At 65.6% G+C, this 17,499-nt stretch carries 14 protein-coding genes; 6 read left to right on the forward strand and 8 right to left on the reverse strand.

The genetic code is table 11. The features are described 5' to 3' along the window. Window positions 1-3: 3 nt before the first annotated feature. A complete protein-coding gene (locus CEY08_RS08655; RefSeq protein ID WP_076817328.1) occupies window positions 4-978 on the reverse strand; it encodes a Bug family tripartite tricarboxylate transporter substrate binding protein in 975 nt (324 codons plus the stop codon). A 196-nt stretch (window positions 979-1,174) separates the two neighbouring features. On the opposite strand from CEY08_RS08655, the gene CEY08_RS08660 reads away from it, so the two are divergent. Further along, complete coding sequence (locus CEY08_RS08660) at window positions 1,175-2,095, forward strand: LysR family transcriptional regulator (protein ID WP_042795395.1); 921 nt, start codon at window positions 1,175-1,177, stop codon at window positions 2,093-2,095. Between the two features lie 33 nt (window positions 2,096-2,128). Here CEY08_RS08660 and CEY08_RS08665 read toward each other — a convergent pair whose 3' ends face one another. The 5 genes from CEY08_RS08665 to CEY08_RS08685 form a co-directional block, all read right to left on the reverse strand. Next, on the reverse strand, window positions 2,129-3,145 hold the full coding sequence (locus CEY08_RS08665) for an amino acid ABC transporter substrate-binding protein (RefSeq protein ID WP_042795394.1): 1,017 nt from the start codon (window positions 3,143-3,145) through the stop codon (window positions 2,129-2,131). Window positions 3,146-3,271: 126 nt separating this feature from the next. Next, a complete protein-coding gene (locus tag CEY08_RS08670; RefSeq protein ID WP_076817330.1) occupies window positions 3,272-5,581 on the reverse strand; it encodes a xanthine dehydrogenase family protein molybdopterin-binding subunit in 2,310 nt (769 codons plus the stop codon). A gap of 70 nt (window positions 5,582-5,651) precedes the next feature. Beyond that, window positions 5,652-6,320: an N-carbamoylsarcosine amidohydrolase gene (locus CEY08_RS08675; protein WP_042795392.1), complete on the reverse strand. Its 669-nt coding sequence runs from the start codon at window positions 6,318-6,320 to the stop codon at window positions 5,652-5,654. Continuing rightward, on the reverse strand, window positions 6,317-7,390 hold the full coding sequence (locus tag CEY08_RS08680) for a 2,5-dihydroxypyridine 5,6-dioxygenase NicX family protein (protein WP_076817333.1): 1,074 nt from the start codon (window positions 7,388-7,390) through the stop codon (window positions 6,317-6,319). The genes CEY08_RS08675 and CEY08_RS08680 overlap by 4 nt, the downstream gene beginning before the upstream one ends. A gap of 57 nt (window positions 7,391-7,447) precedes the next feature. After that, on the reverse strand, window positions 7,448-8,284 hold the full coding sequence (locus tag CEY08_RS08685; protein WP_042795389.1) for an alpha/beta fold hydrolase: 837 nt from the start codon (window positions 8,282-8,284) through the stop codon (window positions 7,448-7,450). 330 nt (window positions 8,285-8,614) lie between these two features. On the opposite strand from CEY08_RS08685, the gene CEY08_RS08690 reads away from it, so the two are divergent. The 4 genes from CEY08_RS08690 to CEY08_RS08705 all read left to right on the forward strand — a co-directional run bounded on the left by CEY08_RS08690 (window position 8,615) and on the right by CEY08_RS08705 (window position 14,744). After that, entirely contained in the window at window positions 8,615-9,772 is a 1,158-nt protein-coding gene (locus tag CEY08_RS08690; protein WP_042795388.1) for an FAD-dependent monooxygenase, read from the forward strand. Between the two features lie 93 nt (window positions 9,773-9,865). Continuing rightward, window positions 9,866-10,387, forward strand: a complete 522-nt coding sequence (locus tag CEY08_RS08695; RefSeq protein WP_076817335.1) for a (2Fe-2S)-binding protein — start codon at window positions 9,866-9,868, stop codon at window positions 10,385-10,387. After that, window positions 10,384-13,365 (forward strand): cytochrome c, encoded by a 2,982-nt coding sequence (locus CEY08_RS08700; RefSeq protein ID WP_076817338.1) that lies wholly within the window; start codon window positions 10,384-10,386, stop codon window positions 13,363-13,365. Before CEY08_RS08695 ends, CEY08_RS08700 begins: the two co-directional genes overlap by 4 nt. 62 nt (window positions 13,366-13,427) lie before the next feature. Continuing rightward, window positions 13,428-14,744: an MFS transporter gene (locus CEY08_RS08705; RefSeq protein ID WP_042795386.1), complete on the forward strand. Its 1,317-nt coding sequence runs from the start codon at window positions 13,428-13,430 to the stop codon at window positions 14,742-14,744. Window positions 14,745-14,773: 29 nt separating this feature from the next. Here the strand turns inward: CEY08_RS08705 and CEY08_RS08710 are convergent, their stop codons facing one another. After that, on the reverse strand, window positions 14,774-15,241 hold the full coding sequence (locus tag CEY08_RS08710; protein ID WP_076817340.1) for a MarR family winged helix-turn-helix transcriptional regulator: 468 nt from the start codon (window positions 15,239-15,241) through the stop codon (window positions 14,774-14,776). 189 nt (window positions 15,242-15,430) lie between these two features. Here CEY08_RS08710 and CEY08_RS08715 point away from each other — a divergent pair, with 189 nt between their 5' ends. Continuing rightward, entirely contained in the window at window positions 15,431-16,561 is a 1,131-nt protein-coding gene (locus tag CEY08_RS08715) for an FUSC family protein (protein WP_076817342.1), read from the forward strand. Window positions 16,562-16,568: 7 nt separating this feature from the next. On the opposite strand, the gene CEY08_RS08720 is transcribed toward CEY08_RS08715, so the two are convergent. Continuing rightward, a complete protein-coding gene (locus CEY08_RS08720) occupies window positions 16,569-17,417 on the reverse strand; it encodes a DMT family transporter (protein ID WP_076817344.1) in 849 nt (282 codons plus the stop codon). Between the last annotated feature and the right edge of the window lie 82 nt (window positions 17,418-17,499).

Below are 17,499 nucleotides of genomic sequence, written 5' to 3' on the forward strand. Positions count from 1 at the left end.
AGCTTAGTCCGCGGTGGCGCCGGAGGCCTTGACCACATCGGCGTATTTGGCGATTTCAGAAGCGACGTGCTTGCGCAGTTCCTCGGGCGTGCCGCCGCCGGGCGTGGCGACCATGCCGGCGAGCTTCTCCTGGATGTCCTTCTCTTCCAGGATGGCGTTGACTTCCTTGTTAAGCTTTTCCACGATGCCCGCGGGCGTGCCGGCCGGCGCGAACAGCGCGTACCAGGACGTCATTTCGTAGCCCTTGACGCTTGCATCGATGGTGGGAATCTCCGGGGCGAAGGGCTGGGTGGTGGCGCTGGTGACGCCCAGCGCGCGCAGCTTGTCGCCCTTGATGAGCGGCATGACGGAAGGCGCCGTGTCGAACATCACCTGGATCCGGCCCGCCATCAGGTCGGTCAGGGCGGGCGCGCTGCCCTTGTATTGCACGTGCTCCATCTCGACGCCGGTCATCATCTTGAACAGTTCGGCCGACAGGCGGGTCGACGAGCCCGCGCCGGACGACGCGAAGAAGATGTTCTTGGGGTTGGCCTTGGCGTAGGTGATGAACTCCTGCACCGTCTTGGCCGGCACGGTGTTGTTCACCACCATGATGTTGGGAAAGCGCGTCAGCAGCGCCACCGGCGCGAAGTCCTTCTGGAAGTCGAAGGACAGCTCTTTGTAGAGCGACACGTTGATGGTGCTGGCATTCGAGCCCAGCAGGATGGTGTAGCCGTCGTTGGGCGAGCGCGCGACGGTGGCCGCGGCGATGTTGCTGGCGGCGCCCGGGCGGTTCTCGACCACGAAGGTCTGGCCCAGCTTGTCCGACAGGCGGCCGGCGATCAGCCGGGCCACGGCATCCGACGAGCCGCCCGGCGCATAGCCGACCACGACCTTGACGGGCTTGGTCGGGTAGGCGGCTTCCGGCGAGGCGAACGCGGCTTGTTGACAGACTACGCTCAGGGTTGCGGCAGCGAGGATCGAAGCGAAGGGTTTCATGCTTTAAGGCTCGAAATGGGCGTTACCTCGCATTGCCGCCGTCGCTTGTTCCAGCGTTCGACCGCAACCGAGCGGATTGAAAGTACGCGCATTATTCGCAATCGCCACCCTGTAAATCAATGTAAGCTAAAAGGAATTTTGTTGCCAAAAAGGCAACGATTTTTCGAAATTGCTGAAATCGAATAGGGAGAAGGCCATGGACGGCGGCTTGAGCGCGCGGCGCTTGCAGTACTTCTTCGAAGCGGTCACGGCCGGATCGGTGCGCGGGGCAGCTGAACGCCTGGGCGTGGAGCCTTCCATCGTCAGCCGCCAGATCCAGCTGCTGGAAACGGAGCTTGGCGTCGCGTTGCTGGAGCGCAAGGGCCGCGGCATCGTTCCCACCGATATGGCTGCCATCGTGATGGATCACTGCCGTGACCGCCAGGCCAGCGAACAGGCCCTGCGGGCGCGGCTGGACGAGGTCAACGGCTTGCAGCGCGGTGATATCCAGATCGTTGCCAGCGAGGGCTTCGTGGATATCCTGATGAGCGGCGTGGTGGACGAATTCTGCCGCCAGCATCCCGGCGTGCGCGTGTCCCTGAAGGTGGCGGGCGCTTCCGATGCGGTCCGCGCCGTCGTGCATGACGATGCCCACATCGGCGTGGTGTTCGGCGCACCCGCGGATCCGGGCATACGCGTGGTGCACACGCGCACGCACCCGCTATGCGTGATCGCCTGGCCGGATCATCCGCTGGCGCGGCAGCGCAAGCGGCCGGCGCTCAAGGACGTGGCGCGCTATCCCGTCGCATTGATGGGGCCGGGATTCGGCCTGCGCCAGTTGATCGAGATGGCGGAGCTGTCGGAAAACATCGTGCTGTCGCCCAGCTTCATCGCCAACTCTGTGGTGACGCTGAAACGCTATGTGGAAAGCCGCCTGGGGCTGACCTTTACCTCAGCCAATTCCGTGGTGAAGGAGGTTGCCCGGGGCGAACTGGTGGCGCTGCGCACCACCAATCCCATCTTCGAGGCGGCGCAGACGCGGCTGATCGTGCGGGCCAACCGGCCCTTGACCAGCGCGGCAAGAGGCATGCTGGAAAGAATCCAGGCATCGCCCCTGTTCCACGGCGCGAAGCCGTAGCGGGCGATGCCTGTGTCGGGCTTGCTGCGCTGCTTAGCGCACCGGCCAGCCGTACATCAGGCCGCCGTCGCGGTACGAAGCGTTCAGGCCGCGCGGCAGCTTCAGCGGGCTGCTGGGGCCCAGGTTCTTCTCAAAGCTCTCGCCGTAATTGCCGATGTGCTTGATGATGTTGTAGGCCCACTTGTCGTCCACGCCCAGGTTCTTGCCCATGCCCGGGGTCACGCCCAAGAGGCGCTGCACGTTGGGATTGGTGCTCTTGAGCATTTCATCCACGTTCTTGGAAGTGATGCCGTATTCCTCGGCTTCCAGCATGGCGAACATGGTCCAGCGCACGACGTTGAACCATTGCTCGTCGCCCTGGCGGACCATGGGGCCCAGCGGCTCCTTGGAGAAGTTCTCCGGCAGGATGTCGTACTTTTCCGGGTTCTCGAGGTTGCTGCGCGCGGCGGCCAGCTGCGACTTGTCGCCGGTGAAGGCGTCGCAACGGCCCACGGCGAATGCGCGGATGATCTCGTCCAGGCGTTCGACGACCACGGGTTTGAAGACGATGTTCTGCGAACGGAACCAGTCGGCCAGGTTCAGTTCAGTGGTGGTGCCGGGTTGGACGCAGACCGTGGCGCCGTCCAGTTCCTTGGCGCTTTTTACGTTCAGGGCTTTGTTCACCATGATGCCCTGGCTGTCGTAGTAGTTCACGCCCACGCCGATCAGGCCCAGCGTGGTGTCGCGGGTGAGCGACAGGGTGGTGTTGCGCGGCAGGACGTCGACCTCGCCGGACTGCAGGGCGGTGAAGCGCTGCAGCGCGCTGACGGCCATGATCTTGGCCTTGGAGGCGTCGCCGAACATGGTGATGGCCAGCGCGCGGCACAGGTCCACGTCCAGGCCGATCCAGCCGCCCTTGCTGTCGTTCACGGAGAAGCCGGCGACGCCGGTGGACACGCCGCATTGGACGAAGCCCTTGTTCTTGACCGCCTCGAACGTCGCGCCGGCGTGGGCGGCCCAGGACGAGATCAGTAAGGCGGTGCCTGCCGCGGCCAGTTTGAATGCTTTCATGATGTCTCCGCGCAGCGTATGCACTAGGGGGGATATGGCAGCCGGTGGGCTGACGTGCGCGGAATGGTAGCCATCGGGCCGGAGCGGGAATATCAGGGAATTCCCGTTAAATCCACGAGGCGGAATTTACGATGCGTGAGCGGCCGGGAACAGCGCCGCGCGCACGGCATCGGGAGTAAAGGGCGCCTCGTAGAAGCGCAGTCCCGTTGCGTCGAAGAGCGCGTTGGCGATCGCGGCGGGGCCTGGCACCGAGGCGGATTCACCGGCTCCCATGGGCGGCTCGTCCTGCCGCGGCATCAGCAGCACGTCGATGGCAGGCAGGTGCTTGAAGCCCATGATGGGATATCCGCCCCATTCCCGGCAGGCCACGCCAGCGTCGTCGAAGACGACCTTTTCCAACAGACTGCGGCTTAGCGTCTGATTGACGTTGCCGTGGATCTGGTGGCGAACGCCCTCGGGATTGACGACCATGCCGGTGTCCTGGCCGACGACGATGCGTTCGACCTCGATGCGGCCGGTAGCGGGATCCACGTTCAGGTCGATGACCCAGGCGGCCCAAGCGGCGCCGAAGCCGGGGAATTTGCTGTGCACGTAGCGCGCATACGCGACGCCCCGGCCATGCAGTCGGCCGTCGGCGCCCGGGCGGCCCCGGCTGCCGGGCGTCGACCGGCGCCATTGCGCGCGGGCGGCCGTCGCTTCCAGCAAGGCGACGGCGCGCGCATCGTCCAGATGGCGGATGCGGTATTCGACGGGATCGGCGCCGGCCGCGTGCGCCAGCTCGTCGATCATGCAGTCGTGCGCAAAGGAATTGGGCAGGGCCGACACCCCGCGCAACCACGAGGCGCGCACCAGTGGCGCCATGTCGTGGCAGACGATGCGCCGGTTCGGATAGCGATAGGGGGGCGCCGCCGTGCGGTCGCCCATTTCGAGCGTGCGGGGTTCGGCGGGAATGGCGCCTGTCAGCAAGAGCGCCAGCAATGGCGCATCGTTGGACGGATAGCGAACGGCGAAGTCATAGGCCGACAGCTCGCCGTTGGCGTCGATGGCGGCGCTTACGTCCATCAACTGGCCGGTGCCTTTGGGTTCCCATTGGTGCTCCTGTTCACGCGTGAGTTGCACACGGACCGGGGCGCCGACCGCGATCGACAACAATGCCGCGTCGGCACAGACGTCGTCCGCGCAGTTTCGGCCATAGCAGCCCGCTGCCTCCAGGCGCACCAATTCAATGCGATCCTCGCCCAGCCGAAGCAAGCGGTTCAGGTCGGCGCGCAGCATGTGGGGATTCTGCGTGCCTGTCCAGACCGTCAGGCGGCCATCGCTGAAGTCGGCGACCGCGCACGACGGGCCTATGGACGCATGCATCTGGTAGGGCCACACGTAGCTGCGGCGCAGGTGCGTGGCCGCAGCGGCGCAGGCGGCGTCCACGTCGCCTTCGTCGATCAGGGGCCGGGCGGTGGAGGGGTTGGCGCGGATGGCAGCCTCAAGCTTGTCCAAACGGGGCGCGGCGGGGATGGGTTTCCAGCGCACTTTCAATGCACGCATGGCCGCGATCGCCTGTTCTTCGCGGTCCGCCACCACGCCAATGAAATCGCCTTGCGCCACTACTTGCACGTTGCCGGGCAGATGGGCGATGGATTCGCGGTCCAGTTCGGCCAGGCTGCGTCCGATGAAGTCGCCTGCGTCGCGTCCGGGGTGGGGCGGGCGGATCACGCGTCCATGCCGCATGCCCGGCACGCGCACGTCATGCACAAAGCTGAGTTCGCCCGTGGCCTTGGCGGGAATGTCCACGCGGGCAACAGTCTGGCCCACGATCCGGTATTCCTCTGCGGGCTTGAGACGGACTTCCTGGTCCGGGGGCGCCAGCAGCAACCGTATGTGCTGGCCGCGCAACAGCTCTCCATAGTGCAGCCGGCGCGAGTCGCCAGCGTCGGCAAGCCGGATCACGCCGTCGCGCACCCGCAGCGCGTCGCGTGGAACATTCCATTGGCGCGCTGCCAGGGTCAGCAGATGCTCGCGGGCCTGGGCCGCGGCGCGGCGCAGCGGCACCGCCGATATCTGGATGGTGGCGCTGGCGATGGTGGGGCCCTGGTTCGGGGCGGCATTGGTGTGCCCCAACACCATGTCCAGGCGCGACAACGGGACATCAAGCTCTTCCGCGACGATCTGGGCGAGCGAAGTGCGGATGCCGGTGCCCAGGTCCACATGGCCGTTGAAGGCAAGCACGCGCCAGCCCTCGGACCTTGCGTCCTGTAAGGGTTCGCTGCTGCCGCCCAGCACCGCGATGAAGACCTCGGGCGTGGCCTGCACGTAGTCCGACGCAACCCCGGGCTGGCCGGGCGCGGGCCGCGGCGCAGCCGAGGGCTCCCGCACGACCAGCAGGGCGTTGGGGTGCGCAAGCAGCGCGCCAAGCATTTCTTTGGGCTGAGGCAGGTTCATGAGGCTGACGGAGTGCTGGCCGATAGGGAATTATGCAGGCACCGGGGGCCCACAGGTTCGCTGGGCCGTGTCATTGTCGGGTGTCGGCGATTGCCTGGTCCAGGGGCATGACGGCAGCGTACTTCTGCGCCATGTCGAACAGGTTGGCGTCATGGGGCCCCAGCGCGCGGTCGCCGCAGCAGTCGGACACGACCAACGGCCGGAATCCCGCCTGCATGGCGTCCACCACGCTGGCCCGCACGCAGCCGCTGGTTACGCAGCCGGCAACCAACAGCGTCTGCACGCCGCGCTGGGCCAGCCAGGGCGCCAGCATGGTGCCGAAGAACGCGGATGGCGTGCTTTTGCGCACGACATACTCGCCGGCGGCAGGCGCCAGTTCCGGCACGATGGCGCTGTTGTGGCTGTGCTCTTTCAGCGCCAGCATGGCGGGCACTTTCAGGCAAAAGATGTTGCTGTCGGCGTCGTCGTCCGAAAACACGATGCGGCTGTGCGCCACAGGCCAGCCGCAAGCCCGGGCATGGGCCAGCAGATGGCGTGTCTGCGCGATGGCGGCAGGGATGTTGCCTCCGCCCAGGACGGCCGGGTCGGCAAAGCCATTGACGAAGTCGATGATGAGCAGCCCGAAGGGAGGCTTAAGGGGCAGCGGGGTGCCGAAGCCTTGCCGCGCATACGCGGAAATATCGCCTGCCACGCCGGCAACCGCGGGGTCTGGCGAAAGAGAAGTTTTGGTCGGGTTCATTTGGGTGCTCCAAGGCGGGCGGCACGGGCCAGTCCGGGCGGATCCTGCACGACGCCTTCGATCACGACAGGCTGGCCGTCCAGCGCGACGCTGCAGCGGCGCATCGGGATATCGATGTGGCAGGCGGTAGTGCGGCTGCCGCCGGCTTCGTTATTGGGGCCCATGGACCACAGGAAGTTGCCTTCGAAGGCGCGCGCGTCCATGCCGATATGGGCCTCTTTGTTGTAGTGGGCCAGCATCGACCATTGGGCGCGTGGTTGCAGGCCCCACCCGATATGCGACACGGCATAGGCCTCGGGGTCTTCGTAGGCGGCCATGTATTCCTTGAGAATGTCGGCCTGCAGTCCGCCGCTGATGCGGGTGACATAGCCCTTTTCGATGACGAGCTCGATCGGCTCGGTCACGTAGTCTTTCATGGGGAGCAGGATGTCCCCGCGGTCCAGCACCACGCGGCCTTCGCTTTGGCCTTCGTTGGGCCAGGTCAGCACGAAGCCGCTGGGCCAGTGGTCCCAGCGGCCCGGTTGGTCCACGAAACCGTATTCGGAGATGGCCGGGAAGTCGCCAAGCTTGCAGCGCAGGTCGGTGCCGGCCGCGGACGTGATGTGCATCTGGCGGGACGCTTCGATCTGGCGGGCAGCAGCCTGCACGCGAGTGCGATCCGCCTCGGAAGGCACCAGCCGGCAAAGCACTTCGGGCGGTTCGATCGCCAGCAGGATCTTGGTGCCAGTCTGCAGGATCTCGTGCTGTTCCGGGGAGAACAGCAGCGTCATCAGGTCCAGCACCAGGTCGCTGGCCGTCAGGGCGGCGATGGCGGCCGCATTGCCCGTCAGCGGCGTGGTGCCGAGATAGGCCAGGGCGTCGCGGCTGATGGACTTTTCGGCGTTCACGGGCGGCAGGTCCAGCCGGTTGACGCGCGCGCCCATGTCGGTGGCCGCGGCGATGGCGCAGCGCAGGGTCTGCGGGTGCGTGTCGGCGCCGGTAAGCACGGTGACTATCTGGCCGGCTTCAAGCCGGGAAAGCGCAAGCACCTGTTTCCAGGCATGGATCAGATCGATATCGCTGACGGACATGAGGGTTCCTTGGGCGGCAGAGTGGGGGGGCGGAGCGCGGGGGCCCCGCTCGCGGTGTCAGTCCAGGGGGCGGCCAAGAAAGTCGCCAAAGGCGGCGTAGAACCCGGCTTCGTTGTCCCAGGGAATCATGTGGCCTGCTCCGGGCACACGCACATGCAGGGTCTGCGGCGCAAGGCCTTGCCATTCGGCCACGTCCTCGTCGGTGACGACACCTCCTCTTTCGGCGGTCATCAGCAGCAGGGGCAGGTCGATGCGGGGCAGGTCGGCGTGGATATCGTCACGGCCGAAATCCTCGAAGCTCTGGACAATGGCCGGTTCGTGGCAGGTGTGCAGCCACTGGGCGCGCAATTGGCGCTGCGCCTCGGTCCAGGTGGGGCAGAACGCGCGCATGTCTTCGGCAGTCATGCCACGCGTGGCGAGCCGGATGGAATCCACGTACCAGGCCAGATTGGCGGGGTAGGCGCGGCGGCCCGGCCCGGACACGGGCGGGTCCACGATGACCAGGCGCGCCAGGCCTTGCGGCTTCTTGCTCGCGGCGCGCACGGCAATCCGGCCGCCCATGGAATGGCCGACCAGTGCGTAGCGTTCCAGGCCCAGAGCCTGCGCGAAGGCCGTCACGTCGGCCGCTTGCGCGTCCAGGCCGTAGTCCAGGTCCGGCCCCGACTCCGATAGTCCGCGTCCGCGTACGTCCAGCACATAGGTGTCGAACTGGCGGCCGATCTGTTCGGCCACGAAGCCCCAGGTGACGGCGGGGCTGGTGATGCCCGGGATGATGATGACCGCGGGGCGGCCGGCGCGCTCGTCCGTGCTGCCGCCATAGCGCAGGTAGTGCTGGCGGATGCCGTTGGCGTGGACGTGGCCGCCGTAGAGATAAGTGCTGGAGTTCTTCGTCATGGTCTGCCTTGAGCGGATGGGCCTAGGGTTTTCGATAAATCCAAAATAAGCGTATACGCTCTATTCTTGCAAAGAGCGATGCGGAAAGCCAACCCGGTTGTAGTAGTGGTTTTCACCTAAACGAATGAATATTTGGCGATATTTTTGAATTTAGGCTTACAGCTTGCCTTTGCTTAGTGTTGGCCAATCCTGGAAATTAAAGTGTGTACTCCCTAATTTCCGGCCCAGGCTGCCGTGAGGACGCCCTGATGCGGCCCACTTTGCGATGGCCCGCCATGCGTCCAAGCATTCCCTTATCGAGTCAGTCACCATCCAGCAAGGAGAAGTCCCGTGTCTACATCCCCCCGCATCGCCATTGTTGGCGCCGGTCTTGGCGGAGCAGCAACCGCAGCGCTGTTGCTCAAGGAAGGATTGAATGTCCGCGTCTATGAGCAGGCGGCGAGTTTTTCGCGGCTAGGGGCCGGTATCCATGTGGGGCCCAACGTCATGAAGATCCTGCGGCGCATCGGCGTCGAAGACGCGCTGAATGCCCAAGGCTCTCATCCTGACTACTGGTACAGCCGCCATTGGCAAACGGGCGATGAGCTGGCGCGCATCCCTCTGGGCGATTACGCGCTCAAACACTATGGCGCGTCCTATCTCACGGTGCATCGGGGCGACTTCCACGCCTTGCTGATCGACGCCTTGCCCAAGCAGTGCGTGGCCTACGGCAAGTCGCTGGTCAAGGTCGAAGACCGGGGCGACGTGGTGGTGATGCATTTTGCGGACGGCACCTCCGAAGAGGCGGACATCGTCATCGGGGCCGACGGGGTGAACTCCCGGATCCGCGAAGAGCTGCTGGGACCGGAACTGCCTAAGTACGCCGGTTATCTGGCGCACCGCGCCGTATTCCCCACGCCGGCCGTCAAGAACGGGATGCTGCCCTTCGATGCCTGCGTGAAGTGGTGGAGCGACGACCGCCACATGATGGTCTATTTCGTGACGGGCAAGGCCGACGAGCTGTATTACGTGACCGGCGTTCCGGTTGAGCACTGGGATCTGAACGACCGCTGGCTGCCCAGCAGCAAGGATGAAATGCGCGAAGCGTTCAGCGGCTGGCACCCGACCGTGCAAGCGCTGATCGATGCCACGGTGGAAGTCACCAAATGGTCCTTGCTGGAACGTGATCCGCTGCCGCTTTGGAGCCGCGGGCGCATGGTCCTGCTGGGCGATGCCTGCCATCCCATGAAACCGCACATGGCGCAGGGCGCGGCCATGGCCATAGAAGACGGTGCGATGCTGGCGCGGTGTTTCAAGGAAGTGGGCGTGAACAACCACGAACTGGCATTCGCGCTGTATGAGGCAAACCGCGCGGAACGCGCCAGCAAAGTGCAGCGCATTTCACACGACAACACGTGGCTGCGCACCAATGAAGATCCTTCGTGGTGCTTCGGTTACGACGTTTTCAATGAACCGCTGGTCGAACCTAAGGCCCGGGTGGCGGTGTGACGCCGTAGCCGCGCCGGATATCGGGGGGCTTGATCCCCCGCCCGCGGAACGGCACCCTTCCTACCTTTCAACCAGCCACCACGCGCCACGCCCATGGGATCCTCCGTCTACCCTAGCAGTGCCCCGCAACCGATCCGCTTGACAGTCAACGGATCCGAGCACGAGGTGCCGGCAGCTCCCGATGTGGCGCTGCTGTACGTCTTGCGCAATGACCTGGAGCTCAATAGCCCCAAGTATGGTTGCGGCCTGGGCGAGTGCGGCGCCTGCACGGTGCTGATAGATGGCGTGGCGGCGCGCTCCTGTGTAATTCCCGTCAGGGCGGCGCAGGGGCGGGCGGTCACCACGCTGGAAGGCCTGGGCACGCGGCAGCGGCCTGGACCGACCCAGCAGGCGTTCATCGACTGCCAGGCGGCGCAATGCGGCTACTGCCTGAACGGAATGATCATGACGGTCGAGGCGCTGCTGCGCCGCGATCCCTGCCCTACGGAAGAGGCGCTGCGCAGCGAGCTGCACCACAATCTGTGCCGTTGCGGCACCCATGTGGAAATCATGCTGGCGGCCAAGCGGGCCGTGCAATTGCGCGCGGCCAGCGGCGCGGACGATTCGGCATCATGAGCGCGGAACGTCTATCCGCTTCGGCCGGCGCGGCTGGCCTGCCGGCGGTTCTGCCCGCCGATCTGTTGCACGGCGTTGCGCTGCGTCCGCCCGAACTGGCGTGGGACGGCGCGCGCTACCGCGGCAGTCAATTGCTGAGCGTGAGGCTGGCGGAGGTCCGTGGCCTGGCCGGTGTCGTGGCGGCGGTGCAGCGCGCGCATTTCGCGGGCGTCGTCGCGGTGACACCGCTGTATGCCCGGCAAGCGGCCGCGGAACTCACGCCTGTGTGGCAGGCCGCCGATGACGGCCATTCTCTCCAGACCGGGCCGCGCGCCGGCCACATCCGCTACGGCCTGCGCTTGCCGCTGGCCGAGCCGCATGCCGGCGCACGGGTCACGGCATGGAGCCTTAACGGGCATACCGGCGTTTGGCTGCCGGCGTGCCCGCCCGGCGTGCGGCAGATTCTGCGGCGCGAGCTGGCCGCCTTGTTGCAGCAGCCCGAGGAAACCTTACGGCTGACCGTGGCCGATGCCGGGGAGGCGTCGCCAATCGCAACAGGCGCGCCCCATCCGCTGGATCTGATGGACGCGGCCGCCGAAGCGGCGCTGTTGTCCCAGGCCGTCGGGCGGCCCGTCTGCGTGGCCTGCCATGCCGAGGGGCGTGGCGAGCTGTCGCTGGCCGTGCCGCTGGAGCAGACGCCGGTCGTGTCCGAACCCGATGCAAGCGCCGTGGCGTCCGATATCCCTGAAACCCAGGCCGGGCCCCTGGCGTTATGTTCGAATGCGCCCTGGGCGATGCGCCCCAGTCTGGCGCGGCTGTTGAGCCAGCCCGGACAGGCGTACGCGGCGGCGCAGGCCACGGTGCAGGGCAGCGTGGCCGTGCATGCCGGCAAGCGGCCCGTTCCGCCCTTGCACGCCAGCGTGGATGAGCTGAATGCGGCACAGGTGTTCGCCCAGGAGAGCCTTAGTCATGAGCAGGCCCTGGCCCTGGGCGAAGACCCGCTTGCATGGCGGCTGCAACAATTGCCTGAGGGGCAGGGGTTGGAGCTTGCGCGGCAAGTCGTGGAACGGGCAGGCTTGCCCCTTGATGGCGGCGATGACGCGCCGCCGGCCGGCGCGCTGCGCGGCAAGGGCTTTGCCACCGCGCAGGCGCAATGCGTGGACGAGACGGGCGAGGCCCGTATGGTGTGGAGCGCCTGGGTGGCCGAGGTCGCCGTGCATCCGCAAACCGGCCAGGTCGATGTCACACGGGTGGTGGCCGGCCACGATAGCCAACATCTGCGAGCGGCCCAGCGCGCGACGATAACGCCCGCTATCGAACACCAGACACCTCGGTTGTTGGCCAATGCCCGCCGTCTGCTGGCGGGGCCGCCAGCCTTCGATGATTGGATCAGCCCCGCGCCCAGTGGACTCGGGGATCCTGGCCGCGCCCTGAGTCTGCCGGAAGCGCCCAATGCGCTTTCGCACCCCGATCCGGCCGAGGGCGAAGTCGTGACCCAGGGGCAGCTCGCGATGGATGGCGTCATGACGCTGCCGGCCGCGGCCGCCATTGCCAATGCGATCCAGGACGCGACGGGCGTGCGCCTGCGGCAAGCGCCGTTTGACACCGAGCAGTTGCGCTTGGCGCTAGCCAGCCGCGGCCGCGAGCGCACGCGGAATCCGCTGCGCCGCGGCTGGATGTGGCTGGCGGCCGGCATGGCAGGCGTGGCGGGCATGGCGGCGGCGCTCTGGCCGGTCAAGCCGGCGCTTCCGTTGACCGCCGGCCCGGACGTGTCCTTGTATTCGTCGCGCGCAATCGAACGCGGCCGGCTGGTGGCGGCCGCGGGTGATTGCGTGGCCTGCCATACGGCGCCCGGCGGCAAGGCCAATGCAGGCGGGCTCGCGCTGGACACGCCCTTTGGCACGATCTACACCACCAACATCACGCCCGACAACGACACCGGCATCGGACGCTGGTCATACACCGCTTTCGAGCGCGCCATGCGCCATGGCGTGCATCAGGACGGTCGGCAGCTATACCCGGCATTTCCCTACACAGCCTATGCCAAGCTGAGCGACGCGGACATGCAGGCGCTGTATGGCTACCTGATGTCGCAGCCTGCTGTACGGGCTGAGCCGCCCAAGACTCAACTGGCATTTCCCTACAGTTTTCGTCCGCTGCTGGCCGGCTGGAATGCGTTGTTCCACGATGCCAAGCCATTCACGCCGGACCCCTCGCGCAGCGCGGAATGGCTGCGGGGCGCCTATCTGGTGGAAGGAGCGGGGCACTGCGCGGCATGTCACTCCCCTCGCAACCCGCTGGGCGCGGAAAAAACTGGGGTGCATTACCTGGCCGGCGGCGAGGCCGAGGGCTGGTCAGCGCCCGCGCTGAACCAATTGGCCACGGGCTCCCGGGGCTGGACGCAAGACGAGCTTTTCCAGTACCTGCGCACAGGGTATTCGCCCAGGCACGGCGTGGCGGCGGGTCCGATGGCGCCAGTGATCCACGGCTTGGCCGAGCTGCCGGACAGCGATCTCAAAGCCATTTCCACTTACCTGTTGGACCTGCCGCAAGCCTCGGGCGCAAGCGCGCCCAATCCTGCCAGCGCGGCGCCGGCGTCCGGCACCGCCGCCAAGGCCCAATCCGCGCCCGCCGCGGCCACCCTGCAGTCCATTCAGGGGCGGCGCGCAAATGGCGAACGCGTCTACCAGAACGCGTGCGCGGTCTGCCATGAGGCCGGCAGCGGCCCGACGCTGTTTGGCGTGAAGCCCCCGCTGGCCTCGAACACCAACCTGCACGCCGCCACGCCCGACAACCTGATCCAGGTGATCCTCCACGGCATTCAGGAGCCCGCCAACGGCGAGCTGGGCTACATGCCGGGATTCAAAGACAGCCTGGACGACAGGCAGATCGCCGACTTGATCGGCTACTTGCGGCAACGCCATGCGCTCGAGCAAGAGGCGTGGCCAGACCCGACGAACACGATTAGCAAGCTGCGCGAGCTCGCGGAGCTGAACTAAAGGAAGCGCGGCCACAACGCGCGCGGCAGTTTGTGTTGATCACAACAAGGGGTTTTTCATCTATGTCAGCTTCATTGGTTTCCGTGGACAAGGCCATCCTGGTGGCCGGCGTCGGCAAGTTTCAGTACCGGCTCTTCGTGATATTCGGCCTGGTCTGGATGGCCGACGCCATGCAGGTGCTGTCGATCGGCTTCAGCGCCCCGTCGATCGCAAAGACGTTCGGCATTACCGTGCCGCAGGCGCTGCAGAGCGGCACGTTCTTCTTCATTGGCATGTTGATCGGCGCGTTCGTTTTCGGGCGCATGGCCGATCGCATCGGGCGTCGCCCGGTACTGATGATTGCCGTGATCATCGACGCCTTCGCTGGCGTGGCATCGGCCTTCGCGCCGGAGTTCGCCTGGCTCTTGTTCCTGAGGTTCCTGACGGGCATCGGCGTGGGCGGAACCCTGCCCGTGGACTACACGATGATGGCTGAGTTCCTGCCCAGCGATCGCCGTGGCCGCTGGCTGGTGTTGCTGGAATCGTTCTGGGCCGTGGGCACCATCTTCCTCGCGTTGCTGGCGCTGGCGGCGACCTCCTGGGGCGATGACGCGTGGCGCGTGATCTTCTTCGTGACCGGACTGCCCGCATTGATCGGCGTGGTGCTGCGCTTCTACATTCCCGAATCGCCCATGTACCTGAACCGCAACGGCAAATCGGACCATGCGCGTCAGGTCCTGGAACGCGTGGCCCGAGTCAATCGCCGCGATGTAGATATGCCTCACCTGCAACCTGAGGTCCCCGCCAACAAATCCATGTTTGCGCTGTTTTCCGGCAGCTACCGGCGCCGCAGCCTGGGGCTGTTCCTGGCGTGGGCGTTGATCTCCATCGCCTACTACGGCGTCTTCGTCTATCTGCCGGTGAAGCTCAGCACGGAAGGCTTTGCCTTCATGCGCGGACAGGAATTCCTGGTGATCCTGGCGCTGGTGCAATTGCCCGGTTTTGCGTTGTCCGCCTATGGCGTGGAGCGTTGGGGCCGCAAGCCCACGCTTATCGGTTTCCTGTTGCTCAGCGCGGCCGGATGCATGTTGTATAGCCTGGGCACGTCGCCGGTCGTGGTTATCGGGTCAACCTTGCTGATGAGCTTTTCATTGCTGGGCACGTGGGGCGCGCTGTACGCGTTCACGCCCGAGGTCTATCCCACCGACCTGCGCGCCAGCGGCATGGGCATGGCGGGCGCCGTAGCGCGATTCGGCGGGCTCTTTGCGCCAGCCATCATCGCGCCCATCATGGCCAGCCACTTCACGCTGTCGCTGGTCGTGTTGTCCAGCATGCTGGTGGCGGGCGCCATTTCCATCTGGCTGGTCGACGTAGAGTCGCGCAACCGCGCGCTCGATTGATCTTTACGTAAGTGGCGGCGGCGAGCGGGTCAGTCCTGCTCGTCGCCGTTCAGCATTTTCGCCAGCAAATAGTTCAGCGCCACGCGCTCGGCGGGGTTCAGGTTGCCGTAGGTGCTTTCCGTTATCTGCTTGGCGAACGGCTCCATCTGCTGCACCAACTCCTGGCCGATGGGGGTCAGGTTGATGACCACCTTGCGCCGGTCCACCGGGTCATGGTCCACCTGCACCAATTCGCGCTGCTTCAGCCGGTCGACCACGCCGCGCACCGTGGCCTGGTCGATGACCGTCGCCTTGACCAGATCGGCAAGCGAGCTCGCGCCCTTATCCCGTACTGAGCACAGCACGACGAACTGCGCGGCGGTAAGTTGGGAATCGGGTATGTACTGCTGGAACAGGGCGGTATGCCGCTGATAGACGCGCCGTAGCAGGTGACCGACTTGATCGGAAAACAAATAGCCATCCGTGTTGGACGAGGACTTGCCTTTTATATTGCGCATAAGCCTATCCGAAGCAATGCAATGAGCATCATGATTTTTGTCAACGGCACACGCAATGGACGTGCTGAACCTACGGACCGAGTCTGGATTTTACTGTGATGCAGCGGGCGGGGCGCCAATCCCGCATCTATCCACATTGCCGCCACGCGACGACAATAGCAAGCATGGAATCCCAGATCAGGTCGCCTCATGAGCAGAATTGACGAGCCGCAGGAGCCCGGCCACAAGCCCGAGCCATGGCATTCCTTTGCCTTCGCGAAAGCCCGGCTGTTGGGCGTATGGCGCGAGCTTATCCGGGTCAACGCCAGCGACCGCCCCTGGGAAATGCCTTTGGCTGCCGCCCTGTCTTCCGGCCTGCCCTTGTTGGTGGGCGCCTATTTCGGCCGCATGGATTACGGCCTGATGTCCAGCCTGGGCGGCATGGTGTTCCTGAGCTTGCCTAATTCCTCGTTGCAGCACCGCATGATGATGCTGCTGGCGGCATCCTTCGGCATGGTTGCCTGCTACGCGGTGGGCGCGCTGACGCAGTTCTGGCCCACGGTGATGATCGCCGCGCTGACTTTCATTGCCATGGTGGTGAACATGGTGTGCCGCTGCTATCGGCTGGGGCCGCCGGGCAGCCTGTTCTACATCATGGCCACGGCAATCGCGGCCTATACACCGGGACGCGTCGAGGAAATCCCCACGCGTGTGGGCATGGTCGCGCTTGGCAGCCTGGTAGCGTGCCTCGTGGCATTTGCCTATTCACTGCACATGACGCGGGTCGCACCGCCGCCGCCCGAAACGGCGCTGCCCAAGCCCACCTTCGACTTCGTCGTCTACGACTCCGTGATCATCGGCCTGTTCGTGGGAATTTCCCTGTTGGTGGCCGAACTGCTGCAATTGCCGCGTCCTTACTGGGTGCCGGTCAGCTGCCTGGCCATCATCCAGGGGGCAAGCCTCATGGCGGCCTGGAACCGCCAGCTGCATCGCATCCTGGGCACTGCAGTGGGCCTGTGCGTGGCATGGGCCTTGTTGAGCCTGCCACTGAACGTCTGGACCCTGAGCCTGGTGATGATGGTGCTGTCCTTCGGCATAGAAACGCTGGTGGTGCGCCACTACGCCAGTGCCGTGGTGCTGATCACGCCGCTGACGATCTTCCTGGCCGAAGCGCCGCACCTGGGCCAAGGCTATCCCGCGGCGGTGATCGAGGCGCGTTTCCTGGACACGGTGATCGGCGCCTTCATCGGCGCGCTAGGCGCCGTGCTGCTGCATAACCAGCGCATAAGGCCGCTACTGTCGCGCTGGATGCGCGCAGTGCTGCCTCGGCGCGTGAACTGAAGGCTGCTCAGGCGGCCGGCTTCTTCACCAGCACCACCAATGCAATGCCCAGCAATATCAGTACCGAGGCGACCACGAGTATGCCGGTCACGGGCTCGTCCAGGAACAACGTGCCACCGAACGCCGTCAGCACGGGCACGCTGAGCTGCACCGTGGCGGCATGGGTCACCTTCAGCTGCTTGAGCGCCGCGTACCAGAATACATAGCCCAGGCCCGAGGTCACTGCGCCGGATGCGACGGCATACGCCACGCCGGCAGTGTCGTACCCCACGTGCGATGCCAGGGCGTGCAACAGGAACAGCAGTAGCGCGGCCGGCGTGGCCCGGATGAAATTGCCCGCCGTCGCCGACGCGGCATCCTTGGCGCTACGGCCCAGCAATGAGTACGCGCCCCACGCGATACCGGCCACGATCATCAGCAAGGCGTGCAACAAGGGCGGCGCGCTGACGCTCGGCAGCATCAGCGTGACCAGCCCGGCCACCGCCAGGCCTATGTCCAGACCCTGTGTCATGCTCAGCTTTTCGCCAATGAACAGCCCATACAGGATCATGCTGATCTGGATCGACGCAAACAGCAGCAAGGCTCCCGTGCCCGCCGAGATTTGCGTATAGGCATAAGCGAAACCCAGCGCATAGGCCAGCAACGCCAGCGCCCCATGCCAATTGCCCTCCAGACGCCCGGCGGGCTTGCGCAGACGCAGCACCAGCCACAGCACCACCGCGCCGGATCCAATGCGGATGGCGACGAAGGTGGCGGGATCTATCTCGGTATGTTTGAGCGCGAGGCGGCACAGCAGCGAATTGCCGGCGAAGCACAGCAGCGAGAGGACGGTGAGCGCGAGCAGGCGGAGCGTCATGGCGCGGTATTCCCTTGGGCGGAGCTTCGGGCATCGCATCTCGGCAAGGCGGGGGTGCGATGGAAGCATCGTAGCGCGGCCC

It is taken from the genome of Achromobacter insolitus (assembly GCF_002209555.1).
GTDB lineage: Bacteria > Pseudomonadota > Gammaproteobacteria > Burkholderiales > Burkholderiaceae_B > Achromobacter > Achromobacter insolitus.